This is a genomic window from Cloacibacterium normanense, from assembly GCF_003860565.1.
Taxonomy (GTDB): Bacteria; Bacteroidota; Bacteroidia; order Flavobacteriales; family Weeksellaceae; genus Cloacibacterium; species Cloacibacterium normanense.
The window spans coordinates 219,070-234,412 of the sequence record NZ_CP034157.1 but is presented as its reverse complement, the minus strand read 5'-3'; the positions used below and the strand labels follow the sequence as shown (position 1 = coordinate 234,412).

General features: G+C 31.7%; 13 protein-coding genes. 8 read left to right on the top strand and 5 right to left on the bottom strand.

Annotated features, from left to right (window positions below):
• Positions 1 to 10: 10 nt before the first annotated feature.
• Positions 11 to 868, bottom strand: coding sequence for a YicC/YloC family endoribonuclease (locus tag EB819_RS01125; protein ID WP_083250184.1), 858 nt, complete (start codon positions 866 to 868; stop codon positions 11 to 13).
• Positions 869 to 1,057: 189 nt separating this feature from the next.
• Here EB819_RS01125 and lpxK point away from each other — a divergent pair, with 189 nt between their 5' ends.
• The 8 genes from lpxK to EB819_RS01085 all read left to right on the top strand — a co-directional run bounded on the left by lpxK (position 1,058) and on the right by EB819_RS01085 (position 8,457).
• Entirely contained in the window at positions 1,058 to 2,089 is a 1,032-nt protein-coding gene (gene lpxK, locus EB819_RS01120; RefSeq protein ID WP_069799536.1) for a tetraacyldisaccharide 4'-kinase, read from the top strand.
• Entirely contained in the window at positions 2,073 to 2,888 is an 816-nt protein-coding gene (locus tag EB819_RS01115; RefSeq protein ID WP_069799538.1) for a purine-nucleoside phosphorylase, read from the top strand. The genes lpxK and EB819_RS01115 overlap by 17 nt, the downstream gene beginning before the upstream one ends.
• Before the next feature lie 348 nt (positions 2,889 to 3,236).
• Entirely contained in the window at positions 3,237 to 3,560 is a 324-nt protein-coding gene (locus EB819_RS01110; protein ID WP_069799540.1) for a PadR family transcriptional regulator, read from the top strand.
• Between the two features lie 11 nt (positions 3,561 to 3,571).
• Complete coding sequence (locus EB819_RS01105) at positions 3,572 to 4,291, top strand: hypothetical protein (RefSeq protein ID WP_069799542.1); 720 nt, start codon at positions 3,572 to 3,574, stop codon at positions 4,289 to 4,291.
• 174 nt (positions 4,292 to 4,465) lie between these two features.
• On the top strand, positions 4,466 to 5,068 hold the full coding sequence (locus EB819_RS01100) for a hypothetical protein (RefSeq protein ID WP_124878639.1): 603 nt from the start codon (positions 4,466 to 4,468) through the stop codon (positions 5,066 to 5,068).
• A 1-nt stretch (position 5,069) separates the two neighbouring features.
• Positions 5,070 to 5,786: a hypothetical protein gene (locus EB819_RS01095; protein ID WP_069799546.1), complete on the top strand. Its 717-nt coding sequence runs from the start codon at positions 5,070 to 5,072 to the stop codon at positions 5,784 to 5,786.
• Positions 5,787 to 5,811: 25 nt separating this feature from the next.
• Positions 5,812 to 6,903, top strand: coding sequence for a DNA polymerase IV (dinB, locus tag EB819_RS01090; protein WP_069799548.1), 1,092 nt, complete (start codon positions 5,812 to 5,814; stop codon positions 6,901 to 6,903).
• A gap of 75 nt (positions 6,904 to 6,978) precedes the next feature.
• Positions 6,979 to 8,457, top strand: coding sequence for an alpha-amylase (locus EB819_RS01085; protein ID WP_245993194.1), 1,479 nt, complete (start codon positions 6,979 to 6,981; stop codon positions 8,455 to 8,457).
• A 1-nt stretch (position 8,458) separates the two neighbouring features.
• Here the strand turns inward: EB819_RS01085 and EB819_RS01080 are convergent, their stop codons facing one another.
• The 4 genes from EB819_RS01080 to EB819_RS01065 form a co-directional block, all read right to left on the bottom strand.
• Positions 8,459 to 9,736 (bottom strand): alkaline phosphatase family protein, encoded by a 1,278-nt coding sequence (locus EB819_RS01080; RefSeq protein ID WP_069799552.1) that lies wholly within the window; start codon positions 9,734 to 9,736, stop codon positions 8,459 to 8,461.
• A 90-nt stretch (positions 9,737 to 9,826) separates the two neighbouring features.
• Positions 9,827 to 11,977, bottom strand: a complete 2,151-nt coding sequence (locus EB819_RS01075; protein WP_245993192.1) for a TonB-dependent receptor — start codon at positions 11,975 to 11,977, stop codon at positions 9,827 to 9,829.
• Between the two features lie 107 nt (positions 11,978 to 12,084).
• Entirely contained in the window at positions 12,085 to 12,498 is a 414-nt protein-coding gene (locus tag EB819_RS01070) for a hypothetical protein (protein ID WP_069799556.1), read from the bottom strand.
• 20 nt (positions 12,499 to 12,518) lie between these two features.
• A complete protein-coding gene (locus EB819_RS01065) occupies positions 12,519 to 15,320 on the bottom strand; it encodes a T9SS type A sorting domain-containing protein (RefSeq protein WP_083250185.1) in 2,802 nt (933 codons plus the stop codon).
• Positions 15,321 to 15,343: the final 23 nt, after the last annotated feature.

The window sequence follows — 15,343 nt, the reverse complement described above, 5'->3', positions numbered from 1 at the left end:
TAACTCATCATTACAATACGTTTAACGTTTGTTCTTTAATTTTTTCTAAATCGTCTTTCATCATCACTACCAGTTTTTGGATTTCGTGGTGATTGGCTTTAGAACCTAATGTATTGATCTCTCTGCCGATTTCTTGAGAGATAAATCCTAATTTTTTCCCGTTGAAAGTTTCGTTTTGCATCACTTCTAAGTAATATTTCAAGTGCTGTGTTAAACGTACTTTTTCTTCGGAAATGTCTAATTTTTCGGTATAATAAGCCAGTTCTTGATAGAATCTGGTTTCGTCTACATTCTCAAATTCTTTCAAAGTATTCTGATAACGTTCTTTTACCGCTACCATTCTGTCGTCTTCGTAAGGAATGACTTTGAGAAGATTTTCTTCAATATTTTTAAGATTTTTTGCCAGTTCTTCGTGTAAAATTGCGCCTTCTGTCTTTCTGAAATCTACAAATTTTGCTAAAGCTTCTTTAACCAAATTTTCCAAAGATTTCCACTCTTCTTCATTTAATTCTGCAGGCTTTCCGTTAATTGCTTCAGGCATTCTGATGGCCATTTTCAGATATTCAAACTCTTCTGCATTGGGAGAAATCTCACGAAGCTGATTCATATATGCTTTTACAATATCTTGATTGATTTTTACATCATTGCAGTCATCGATGGTTTCGCAATTGATATAGCAGTCTACTTTTCCTCTGAGAATGGTGTCATTTAACAATTTTCTTACTTCGAATTCTTTCTCTTTATAGCGAAGCGGAATTCTTAGATTCAAGTCAAATGATTTACTGTTAAGCGATTTGAGTTCGATGCTAATTTTTTTTCCTTCAAAAATACCTTCGGCTCTTCCGAAGCCTGTCATTGATAAAATCATAATGTGTATATGTAAGCACAAAGATAAGAAAAGATGCTGAAAGTTAATTTTTTCTTAAAACTTAAAACCGCTAAGACTTCTTATTGTTAATAAGTAGATGAAATAGTCCCAAAAAAATCCTTAAAAATTTTGTAAATTTGCCCCTTTATTAAATGACGAATTTCAGTCGTCAGAAAGAAAATTTATTGCATGAAAAGATGGTATCTCTACCCTTTTTCCTTGGTTTATCATTTTGTTACTGCCCTCAGAAACAGAATGTACGATTGGGGAATTTTTTCTTCTACGAAATTTAAAACTCCTATGATTGGCGTAGGAAATTTATCTGTAGGTGGCAGTGGAAAATCGCCTATGGTAATGTATTTGGCTGATTATCTTGCTAAAAATTTTAGAACAGGCGTTCTTTCTCGTGGTTACGGAAGAAAAACCAAAGGTTATGGTATTGTAAATTACGACAGTAATTTTAAAATGGTGGGTGATGAAGCCATGCAACTCTTCGAAAGATTTAAAAACAGATTTGTCATCGGCGTTTGTGAAGACCGTGTTTTTGGAGCAAAAAAAATCATCGAAGACATGGATTTAGATGTACTTCTATTAGATGACAGCTACCAACACCGCAGAATAAAACCCGGTTTTAATATTCTTTTGACCGATTATAATGACCCTTATTTTAAAGATTTTGTTTTACCTGCTGGAAATCTTAGAGAATCAAGACGTGGAGCAAAACGTGCTGACATCATTGTAGTAACCAAGTGTCCAGAAAATATTACCGAAGAAAAAAAACAATTCTATATTTCTAGAATTAAACCTAGATATTACCAAAAAGTGTTCTTCTCAACCATCAATTATGATGAAGAAATTTTCTGTTTTGACCCAAAATTGAAACTTCCAGATAACAACATGAGTTATTATGACATTCTCCTGATTACAGGAATTGCCAACCCAAAAACCTTTGTGGAAGAAGTAAAAAGATACAGTTCAAATGTAAAACACTTGCGATTCAAGGACCATCACAGTTTCACAACAGAAGATATTTCTCTCATCAAAAAAGAATACGAAAAACTTGGAGAATATAAATTGATTTTAACCACAGAAAAAGATTATGTTCGCTTAAAAGGCTTCGATTATTTAAGAGAAAAATTATATTATTGGCCGATTAATGTAGAAATAGACCGCGCAGAAGAATTTAATCAAATCATTCAAGATTATGTTAGAAAAAATTAAACAAACCGCCGAATTCATCCAAAATATCATTCAAGAAACTCCTGATTTCGCCATCGTTTTGGGTTCTGGTTTAGGCAAATTACAAGAAGAAGTAGAGGCTATTCACACTTTAGAATATCATGAGATTCCTAATTTTCCGCAAACTACAGTGGTAGGACACGGTGGAAAACTCATTTACGGGATTTTAGAAGGCAAAAAAGTATTGATGATGAGTGGTAGATTTCATTACTATGAAGGTCATTCTATGGAAACAGTAACTTTTCCTTTCAGAGTTTTTAAACTGTTGGGAATTCAGAATTTAATCGTTTCTAATGCTTCTGGAGGAGTAAATCCTAATTTCAGAGTTGCAGATATTATGATTATCGAAGACCATATCAATATGATGCCAGAACATCCGCTTCGTGGTAAAAACATTGATGAATTAGGACCAAGGTTCGTAGATATGAGTGAACCTTACAACCGAAAAATGATTGGAGTAGCAGAAGAAACGGCTAAAAATTTAGAAATTAAAGTTCACAAAGGTTGTTACCTTGCACTTCAAGGTCCAACTTTCGAAACGCCTGCAGAATACGGAATGGTAAGAGCAATTGGTGGCGATGCAGTAGGAATGAGCACTGTTCCAGAAGTGATTGTAGCAAAACACATGGGAATGGATTGTTTCGGAATTTCTATCATTACGGATGTTGGCGGACCAGAAATCGCTTTCACCGTTTCTCATGAAGAAGTTTTACAAGCCGCCAATAAAGCAATGCCAAATGTGATTAAAATTGTAAAAGGCTTGGTGAAGAATTATCAATAAATGAATTTTGATTCACAGTAAATTTTTAAAATATTACGCTTCAATTTTTTTGGAGCGTTTTTTTATGAAAATTCTATAACGTTACTATAAAATTTTGTAAAAACTAAATGGCAGTCTTAGCCTAATTTTGCTTCAAAGTAAAAAAGGAAAAAAATGAATACGTTTAGATTAGTTGCCTTTAAAGTAGCCTATTTCCTTCTCAGAAGGAAAGATAACTATACCTAATCTAAATATTTTTCATAGGAAGCACCTCGATTTTCGAGGTGTTTTTTTTGTTTTAAATTTTTCAAAAATTTATCATACATAAGAAAATTATGTATATATTTGTAATGCATAATTTATATAGGTATGAAGAAAAACGCATTATATAAAGGAACTTTACAAAATATTATTCTGAAACTTCTCGCTTCAGAAGTAAAAATGTATGGTTATCAGTTGACGCAACGTGCTAAAGAACTGACAAAAGGTGAACTAGAGATGACAGAAGGTGCGCTTTATCCTTTGTTACACAAATTAGAAAATGAAGGAGTTATTTATTCTGAAATGCAACAAGTAAATGGTAGAGATAGAAAATATTATTTGCTGACCGAAAAAGGCAAAAAACAACAAGCCTTACAAGAAGAAGAAATGAAATCTTACCTATTTAATCTGAATGCAATTTTTAATATTTAAAAACAACAACCATGATTACCAAAGAACAAAAACAAAAAATCATTTACGATTTATTGGCAAAAAATCTCCCATTAGATCTCTTGGTAGAAATAAAAGACCATATGGAAGAGCAGCTAGAACACAAAATAGATTTTGAAAACAAGTCTTTTGAGGTTGCTTATGAAGAAGTCAAAAAATCTTGGGAAAAAGATTTAAGAATGGTTTATGCTTTCAGATTACCTAGAAAGAAAATTACAATTCTTCACAAAAAAATAAATCATAAAACTGAAAAAGAAATATTATTAAAAAGCTTAAAATATTTTTTACCATTTTTAGCTATAACTTTATTATTATCTCTCTATAGTAAAGAACTTACACAAAACATATTTTTAGTTGTTTATTCAATAATTGGTACATCTGGCATCGTTACAGCTTTCTACTTTAATAACATATTAAAAACCTCTGGTCAAAGTGAAAAGAGAAATATTAGTATTTATCAGCGAGGTTCATTCTTGTTTTACTTTGGAGGTTTATATGTTTTTATTTTTAATCTTGTTGATTTCTATGAAAGATTCGATAGGTTTTACAGAGCTATAAGTGATATATATTTTTTAGATTTTAAAAACTTTGAATTTTTTCCAATATTTTCTACCTATATATTTGTTTTTTTATGGCTTTTCGGTTTATTCTATTTCTTAAACTATAGAAAAACAATTAAAGAACTTCAACAAAAAATAAATCTAAAACTCTAGAAATGTCTGCTTTTATCTTATACATTGTATTTTTACTTTTTGAAATTTTCCTAAAAAACTAATAAAATGACCGAAACTCAACTCTCAGAAATCCGCAATTATCTGCTCTCAAAAAAACTGCCGATTGATATTCTCATCGAAGTAAATGACCATTTTGTTTCTCAAATTTCAGATTTGCAAAGAGAAGAAAATTTGAGTTTTGAAGAGGCTTTTGAGAAAGTAAAAGATGATTGGAAAGAAGAATTTAAGACTACTGTTCCTTTTAATGTTGTTGCCAACAAAGACAAAAGAGCCATCACAAATTTTGAAAAAAAGATTAGAAACCAGAATGATAGAGAAATCATTAAAACATCAGTTTTCATTATTATTTTAATGATTTTTGTGTATCTGTCTTCTTTGTTTAAATTTAATTTTGCCACATTCAAATATGTTCACAAATCGTTATTAATTGCTTCGTACATTATTACAATTAGTATAGTATTTTTTAACTTAATACAAAATAGATTTATGTATAATGAAAAACACAAGGAATATAAGTTTTCTGTTTATCAATGGAGAACTACTGGGGTTTTTAGTTTTAGTTATTTAATTCTATTATATTTAAAACCAATTGAGCCTATTTTTCAAAAAATTTTAGTTTATGATTTTTCATATGAAGTTATATTAAAATTATTGTTATTCTTTTCTTTTTATACCATTATGCTTTATACAGGAATTTATCACTTAAAACTCATAAAGACTGTAAAAAAAGTAAAACCTTTCTTAAAATATTTATAAAATGCTTTCAGAAACTCAACTCTCAGAAATCCGAAATTATCTGCTCTCAAAAAAACTGCCGATTGATATTCTCATCGAAGTAAATGACCATTTTGTTTCTCAGACTTCAGATTTGCAGAGAGAAGAAAATTTGAGTTTTGAGGAAGCTTTTGAAAAAACTAAATTAAGTTGGGACAAAGAATTGAAACCATACTGGAGAGGAAATTTAAATCTTGAGGATATTTCTGATTTTATGGTTAAAACTAATAAGGAAATTGACAAGACTAATTTGTTTTTTGCATTAAAATTTTCAACTATTCCTACCCTTTTAATTTTTATCATTGCTTTCAATTTTAAAGCAGAAACTTTTGGATATTTAACCTTGTCAATAGTATTTGGATTGACGTTTTATACTTTAATAAAATATTTTTCCCATTACCAAGATTTCAAATTAGCTAAAAAATTTAAAAAGTATGTTCTCACTTTACATCAACATTCTGTTTTTATTTTTTTAATTATTTTTTCTCCATTACTGAATATTTACACAAGGTTAATAGATAATCCTGAGAAATATCAAAAAATCATCACTTTCCAAAGTGATAAACCAATTTTTATTGAAATTGTATTTGTTTTCATGTCATTTTACTTAATTATTTTTGGTATATTTTATTCTTTATCAGCACAGAAAAACTACCTAAACCAAATCGAAAAAGTAAAACCTTTTTTGAAATATTTATAAAATCCCCAATTCCTTATCTTTGTGTATGCAAATCCCACAGAGAAAAATCATACATGTAGATATGGATGCGTTTTACGCTTCTGTGGAACAGCACGACCAACCTGAACTTAAAGGAAAACCCATTGCTGTAGGCGGTGAACATAGAGGTGTAGTTGCCGCAGCAAGTTACGAAGCCCGAAAATTTGGCGTTCGTTCTGCTATGTCGAGCAAAATTGCCAAAGAAAAATGTCCGCATCTTATTTTTGTAAAGCCAAGATTTCATCGTTACAAAGAAATTTCACAAAAAATCAGAGAAATTTTTCATGAATATACTGATTTGGTAGAACCGCTTTCTCTAGACGAAGCCTATTTAGACGTTACCGAAAACAAAAAAAACATAGAATCTGCCAATGAAATAGCAAGAGAAATTCGTCAAAAAATTTTTGAAGAAACAGGGCTCACTGCTTCTGCAGGAATTTCGGTGAATAAATTTTTGGCCAAAGTAGCTTCGGATATCAATAAACCCAACGGACAAAAAACCATTCATCCTACTCAGATTTTAGATTTTTTAGAAGAACTTCCGATTGAAAAATTTTACGGAATCGGAAAAGTCACAGCCAATAAAATGTACAGTTTACAGATTTTCAAAGGCAAAGATTTGAAGGCAAAATCTATGGAAGAACTGGCAAGACTTTTCGGGAAATCTGGGATTTATTATTACAATGTGGTTCGCGGAATTCATCATGGAGAAGTAAAACCTCACCGAATTCAAAAAAGTGTAGGTGTAGAACATACTTTTTGGGATGACATCAACGAAGATGAAGAACTTTACCAAAAACTAAAATCACTAAGCGAAGAACTAGAATCTAGACTTTCGAAAAGAGAAATTAAAGGCAAAACCTTGACTTTAAAAATAAAATACAAGGATTTTTCTCAATACACGCGTAGCAAAACACAAGAAGTGTATTATGAAAACGCTGAAGATTTCTACGAAACTGCTCAGAAACTTTGGGAATTAAGACCTTACAATAAAGCTATTCGTTTATTAGGTTTATCACTTTCTAACCTCAACACAGAAGAGAAAAAACAAATTTCGGTACAACTCAAAATTCCTTTTGAAGAATTCGAAAAAGAATAATTATAAAATAATTCCCTGAAAATCTGTAAATTAATTTCGCTTCATCGTTCTAATTTTGCAACATAAAAAACAGAAATGATGAACGGAACTATGATTCAATATTTCCATTGGTACACAGAAGGCGATGGAAAACTTTGGGAAGAAGTACAACATAACGCAAAATATTTAGCAGAACTTGGCATTACAATGGTTTGGTTACCACCTGCTTACAAAGCTAATGGTGGCGGATTCTCTGTGGGTTATGATCCCTATGATTTATTTGATTTGGGAGAATTTGACCAAAAAGGTGGAACTCCCACCAAATATGGAACCAAAGAACAATATATTTCTGCCATCAATACGCTCCGAGAAAAAGGAATTGGAACAATTGTAGATATTGTGCTAAATCACAAAGCTGGCGGTGATGAAAAAGAACGTTTCCAAGTGTACAAAGTAGACCCAAACAATCGACAAAATTTCATTTCTGAACCTTTTGAAATAGAAAGTTACACTAAATTTACTTTCCCGGGAAGAAATAAAAAATATTCAGATTTCGAATGGAATTTCACTTGTTTTACAGGCGTCGATTTTGCCGAAGGTGAAGAAGGAGATTTTATTTATCAAATCATTAATGAACATGGTGATGGTTGGGAAGAAATGACCAGCGATGAAAAAGGAAATTACGATTTTTTGATGTACAATGACATCGAACATCGCAATCCTCATGTAAGAGAAGAGCTGAATTATTGGGGAAAATGGTATCATGAAACCGTCGGTTTTGAAGGTGTTCGTTTAGATGCTGTGAAACATCAATCGCCAGAATTTTATAAAGAATGGCTTCAATTATTACGAGCCAATACTGGTAAAAACCTCTTTGCAGTAGGAGAATTTTGGGCTCCTGGTGAATTGCCACTTTTAGAAAAATACATTGAAGAAACCGAAGGTTGTATGAGCCTTTTTGATGCTTCTTTGCATCATAATTTGCATACTGCATCACAATCGGGAAGCGAATTTGATTTGCGAACTATTTTTGACAACACTTTGGTTCAATCTCAACCCAATTTGTCAGTTACAGTAGTTGATAACCATGACACTCAACCTTTGCAAGCTTTAGAAGCTCCTGTAGAACCTTGGTTTAAACCGATTGCTTATGCATTAATTTTGCTGAGACAAGAAGGTTTTCCTTGTGTTTTTTATCCAGATTTATTTGGAGCCACTTACAAAGATTATGGAAGTGATGGCAATGAACACGAAATTTTCTTAGAAAAAGTAGACCAAATAGAAGAACTTTTGAAGTTGAGAAAAAATAATGCTTACGGAATGCAAAGAGATTATTTCGAAGATGCTAATTGCATCGGTTGGACTCGAGAAGGTGATGGCGAACATAAAGGTTGTGCAGTTGTCATCAGCAATAAAGAACAATACGAAAAACCTATGGAAATGGGAACGCAATATGCTGGTCAGTATTTTTATGACGCATTAGGAAGATTCGAACATACTGTTCAAATTGATGAAAATGGCTGGGGAAATTTTACTGTTTCCGCTGGAAATGTAAGCGTTTGGATTCCTGAATAGTCTATTTCAAAGCTTTTTTAACCTCTGAAAATTTCCCATCAATAGGTTCTGAAATTTTTAAACCGAGAATTTCCGCAACCAAAGGATAAACACTCACATTCTGAAATTCATCGATTTCTGTTTGGTTTCTGAAAACATTTCCCCAAGCGTAAAAAGCAGCTTTCATTTCTGGTGTTTTTCTAGAATTGTAGCCATGTTTTCCTGAAGAAGTAGATTTTCCTTTTTCTAAAAATATTTTTGGCGCATTTGGCACTAATAAAATCTGACCGATACGGTTATATTTGTCATCTTTTGTTCCATAATGAAGTTTTCTAGGAAATTTTTTGGTCAAAAAAACTTGGTAATCTTCAGTTTTTGAATTTTTTAATTCACGAAATGTAGATTTTACCTCATCAGGATTTTTAACCACCACTCTGAGTAAGGTTTGAGAATTATAAATATCAAATCTTTCTTTATTGAGAAGCATTTCTGGAATAGAAAGCGGATTTTCTTTATCAACTTTAATCATTCCATGATCTGAAACGAAGATGAAATTCACATTTTTCAAACCCAATTGATTCACTTTTTCCACCAAATTACCGATGGCGTTATCTACCAATTGTACAGATTTTTCGGCTTCTGGAGATTCTGGTCCAAATCGATGACCTGCTCCATCTACTTCTGGAAAATACAGTGAAATAAAGTGAGGACGAACATTTTCTGGTAATTTTAACCAGTTCACTACTTTATTAATTTTCTCTTCTGGTGAAAATTTTTCGTGGTAGTGATAATAATAAGTTGGTCGGGTTTTGCCAGCGTCACTTGCAGAACCAACCCATTGTAAAGAAGCGGTAACCATTCCTTGTTGCTCTGCTAAACTCCAAAGCGGAATTCCACCGTACCAAGAGCCATCTTCTGCATTTTCCTTTTTATTCATTGCATACGCTTCTTTTCTGGAGTAATCATAGAAAAAATTATCTACCAAACCGTGATGAGAAGGATATAAACCTGTAATAATAGACCAATGATTCGGGAAAGTGATGCTTGGGTAACTTGGCAACATGGCTTTTGCTTTTACACCTTCATTTGAAAATTTTTGAAGATTTTGGGCATTATATTTTTCGGTGTAATCATATCTGTAACCGTCTGCAGAAATAAAAATAAGATATGGTTTTTCCAATGCTTCTGCTGAATTAAATCTGTTCGGAGTAATAACTTGGGCTGTATCAACCGCGAGATTATGTTGAGCAAAAAAGAGAGAAAACAGAAAAACAGTGAAACCCGAAAATATTTTTTTCATTACAGATGATTTGCTACAAAAATACTCAGATTTGTCGAAATACAATTGAACTAAAAATTAAAAAACCACATCGAAAAGTGGTTTCATAATTTATAAATGATATTTTAAATTCAATCCGAAGAAGAAGTAAGCTTTTTTAGGCCCAGGATTTACATCTGCATAATTAAGCAAATTGGTCGCTTTGTTATCATTGGTATTATTTCCTACAAATAAAAAAGTATAGTTTTTTTGATTGGTGAGATTATTTCCGATGGCAAAAACATCTACATCATATTTCCCGAATGTTTTTTTGTAACCTAATTTCATGTTCAGTAATGAATAATCTTTAACCAAATTTTCATTAGCAAAATCCGAATAAACTTTGCCTAAATAATTGAAAGTATTGTTCAGATAAATTCCATATTTAGTATTGAAATCAATTCCGATAGCATATTTATCATCAGGAACTCCAACTACTTTTTTGCCCGAAAAATCAGTTCCGCTATTTACAAAATCAGTGTATTTAAAATCATAATGTGAATAATTGACAAATGGTGTAATTTTAGAAATAAAAGCAGATTCATTAGTATAATTATATCCTAAACTAAGTTCTAAACCTTTGTTTTTTTGATTTCCTGTATTAGCCCAATAACTGTACACATTATTGCTAGAATCTGTTCCGTTTAACTGTGTGAGTTTATTATTAACATTGATATTAAACAATGAAATTTGATAATCAAATTTGGTTTTCATCAATAAACCATGTACACTGAAATCCCACATTTTAGCTTTTTCGGCTTCTAAATCATCATTTACGGTGTTAATAGTTCCGCCAGAAACAAAAGAAGTAGAAGCAGTAGGTGCATTATAACCTTCGCTGTAACTCAAATTAAAAATTTGATTTTTCCATCTTTTTTGAACGGCAAAATGAGGAGTTGCCACCATTTTATAATCTTTACTGAAAGACAAATCTTTATTATATCCAGGAACTAAACCGCCAAAAGCCAAAAGATCTTCTCGGTCATAATTTATTCTGTTCAAACTTACCCCAGCCAAAAAAGTAAAATCCCATGGTTTGTAGGTGAGTCTTTCGATTGCAAAATAATTGCTTTGGTTATTGTTATATTTAAGATAAGAACCTTTAGAAATAGGCGACATTTCTAGCGGATTATTGGGATTGGTTCCTGTAAAACGATAATTAGAAATCTGTGAGCGAGAATTTTGAACTTCTGCACCAAAATCTAATTGATTTGAAAAATTTCTCCATGTATAAGAATGTTGGAAAGTCGTTCTAAAACCTACATTAGGACTGCTAGAAACCTCGAAAGCTTTGTCTGCAATTCTGTCTTGACTGATGGAAGAATAGAAAACAGTGGTGGAATTTTTAAAATTTTTAGAAATTTCCCAAATATGACCTAATCCTACTCTAGTAGAGTGAATTTTACTGCCAGAACCTTTGATTATGTAAGAAGGATTTCCGTTATCAATTCCTGCATAGTAATCGTTATAGGAAATTTGTCCTGATACTTTTTCGTGGGAAAAGCCTTGACTTGCGAATAAAGTTATGCGCTGTTTCGGGTTTAATTTATATTCGCCATTAATATTCACAAAATTTTTCAAACCATTTCCACTTGGTCTGTAACCGTCAGTTTCTATGTGACCATAGTTTACATTCAAAGAATAGTTGGTGTCAGAAGAATTAAGCTGTGTTATCGACTGAAAATATTTGTGAGAACCCAACATGGTATTTTGAGCAATAGAAGTTCCTTTTTCGAAACCTGGTCTTGTATAAAATTTTACAGTTCCGCCAATTCCGCCTCCGTAAAAGGTAGAAGCAGGACCTTTAATCACTTCAATATTATTGACGTAAGAAAAATCTACATCATCTAATAATGTAACTTCTTCTGCATTGGTCAATGGCATATTGTTCCAATAAACTTTTACGCCCCAATTGTTAAATTTTTGGTCATTCCCAAATCCTCTGATGACAATTCTCTGTCCGCCAATATTTGTCCTTTTATCTACTTGAACACCCGAAATGGTAGAAAGAGATTGTTCTATAAGCGCAGAATTATTTCTATTAAGATCTTCATCTGATAGAATTTCTGTCGCTTGAGCATTTTTAGCGAATTCATTTCGCTCTTGATTTACTTTTTTACGTGCTTTTAAAGTAATTTGTTCGATGTTTCTTTCTGTAGCAGAAGTTTGTCCATAACTATATTGTGCAAACAATACAATCACTGCTAATAAAGTCTTTTTCATTAAAATCTATCGGTTAAAACTGATTAAAATATTGGATATAATATTGATTATTTCTTCGAATCTTGATAAAAGAAATAAAGAGAGGCTTAGAAACCTCTCTTTATGATTTATGAAACTTTATCTTGTTGATTAGAACGGGGTTTATATTGTAATTTTTTCAACTTAAAAACTTTTGTTTTGTTAGTCTTTGTATTATAATATTCTATCCCAAAACTATTTTTTTCAATAGGATTCTTGAGTTCAATTTCTTTATCAATTCCTTCAGAAATTCTGGATTTTATTTCTATTGTATTTCCCTTTTCTTCTACTTCTACATTGAATTTTTTATCATTAATCAAAAAATGTTTTATCTGTAGATTTTTAGAAGTTTCTTTGTCAATTACCATTATAAAATCCTTTCCTCTCACGTCTTTTACTCCACCAAACCAATTGGTGTAATAAGCTTCTACGATGATAATATCTTTTTGACAAGAAAAAGAAAAGAGTAGATTGATCAAAAGAAATAAAAATAGCTTTTTCAAGTTCTAATTTTTTAAAAAATTTATCTTACAATAAGTTTAGAAGAGAAAATGTACTCACCTTCTTTTTCAACTTTTACGATGTAATGTCCTTTTGGTAAACTCGGTGAGATTTTTTCTTCTGGATTCACTCCATTTTTAGTGAAAACTAATTTTCCTGAAATATCAAAAACATTTACGGTAACGTTCTTGTGTTTTGCATTCATTTTTAAGTAGAAATCTCCTCTTGTAGGATTAGGATATACTCTATAGATTTCTTCTACTGAAGTTTCTGTAGTTGCAAGATTGGTATCATTCATAGTTGTGAATATACCTCTACCATAAGTAGAAGCTAAGACAGTTCTCGTACTTGGTCTATAGTCTAAATTGGTGACTCTTACGTTTCCTAAACCATTTGTATATTGAGACCAAGTTGGTGTAGCACTTAGGAAGTTGGTAGTTCCCCAAACTCCTAATTCTGTACCTAGAATCACTTCATTTTTATTTTCTGGATTCATCAAAGCACTTCTAATTGGCATATCTGGTAGGTTTCCTTCTTTACTATTCCAAGTTGTCCCTCCATCTGTAGTATAGAAAACACTAATAGTGTTATAGTTAGAAATGGTAACGATGATTTCATTATCATTGGTACCATACTGAATATCAGAAATGGCTCCTACGAAGGGAACTGTGAGTTCTGAAATTTGATAAATTCCTGTATTAGCATAAGTAATTTTAAAAAGTCTACCATTATCAAATCCTACCATAAGTGTTGTATATGCTGTTTGATAAGGTGAAGTAGCTAAATAAGAAACATCTTCATCTGTAAAATTACCTAATATAATTTTACTTCTTCCCAAATTAAGCGGATTAGTTGATAAACCATCAACTCTATTTAATGTAATCTCTTTTGTAGTATTATCTTTATTTCCGTAAGAATAAAATATATCTAAATTTCTATCTAATGCAGCTTCATTTATAAAATGTCCTAAATCATTATCAGGAGCTAATAATAAGTCTACATAACTATTACTTGCAGCGTGATATAGATAATGATTATTATAAACATAGCTATTAATTTTATAAAGGTTATTATCATCAAACTCTACAAACGCTCCGTCTCCACCATCATAATAAGCATCTGAGTAAAGATTATTTGCTAATGGAGCTCCTGTAAATCTTCTGGTTCCGTTATCTTGTGCACCTGCTAAAATTTCTTCAGTAGAATTAGTCTTAGTAGGATTCATTTTTGCATCATAGAATTGGGTAACATTATACCTATTGTTTCTTACTGGAATACCTGTTGTAGTAGCAATATTAGTTTTATTAGCACAGAAATAAATTCCACCATCATTTCCAAATGCAATCTGGCTACTATTTTTAGGATTGAAAACTATAGCATGTTGGTCAGCATGAACTTGAGAAACCGAAAGGGTAGCCAATTGATTATTATTAGACCATTTAGAAATTTGAGTCCAAGTAGAACCAGAATTGGTACTTCTAAATAAATCAATACCTCCTACATAAACTGTAGCATCATTGGTAGGATCTGTTACAATTACCAAATCATAGAAACTTTGGCCTCTGGTAAAATCATTGGCAGGAATTCCTGTATCTTTATCTTGTGGAAGAGTAACACCAGAATTCACTACATTACTAGCTGCCCATGTAGCACCTGTATCTGTAGTTTTAATGATTCTCACAGGTTCTGTAGTCCCACTTCCCTGAAGTAACCCATAAGCTACAGCACCATTGGTTTTAGAAAGCGCAATCTGAACTCTAGAGCCTGGTAAATTTGCGTTATAAACATTGGTAAAAGTAGTACCATCTGTAGAACGAAAAATTTTACCGCCAGAATTAATTCCTGTAAATCCAGAAGTTCTAGTGGATACCCAGATTGCATTATCAGAAGCAATTTCTATTTGCTGGATTGAATGATGTATTGGTAAACCTGTACTTCCACTTGTTGTTAGATAAAAAGTATTTAATCTTGTAAAATTTGAACCACCATCTGTAGATTTATACAAACCTGTATCATAATAACCACTTAATGTACCATCTACAGATCCACCACTAACAGCAACATACAATTCAGAAGTACCTGCATTATTTCTTACTTTAATATCATTAACATAAAAAATACCATTCCTTCTTCCATTAGCAGTATAAGTTATTGCAGGATTAAAAATTTGAGTCCAAGTTGTTCCTCCATTTGTTGTCTTCCATACTCCTGAACCAATAGCATCATTAGTACATGATTCACCAGTACCTACATATATAACTTGGGGATTATTTGGGTCTGAAGCGATACAAGATATTGATGTATTTGCCCAAAAATCATTAATTGGTGACCATTCAGAAGAGGCATTGGTAATATCATTATTTACCCAAAGTCCTCCAGAAACTCCACCGGCAAAAACTCTTTTTCCAGTAGCATCATTTGGATCAAATAAAATTGCCCTAGTTCTTCCTCCTACACTATATGGTCCTCTCTCAAACCATTGTGTGTTATTAATAGAATTAATTCTTTGATTGGAATTAGAAATAATATTTCCTAGTAAAGAGATATTTTGTTTTGGGGCATATTTTCCAGATTTAATTTCATTATTTAGTTTCACTAAACTCTGAAACTTATTCTCGCCAGTTACTGGATCAATCGTATTTTTTAAATCTCTGATGTTATATTCTTTTGGTGGAACTTGCCCATCAGATTTTAATTTACTGGCATTGTCTTTAATATTTTGAATGTGATTTTCTAGAACTGCTCTCTTTTCATTAAGCGTCTGAGCTTTCATATTACTTACAAATAATAAAATCAAAAAAGTAAATAGGTAATTTTTTTTCATTTGAATATTTTTTACGAAGATAA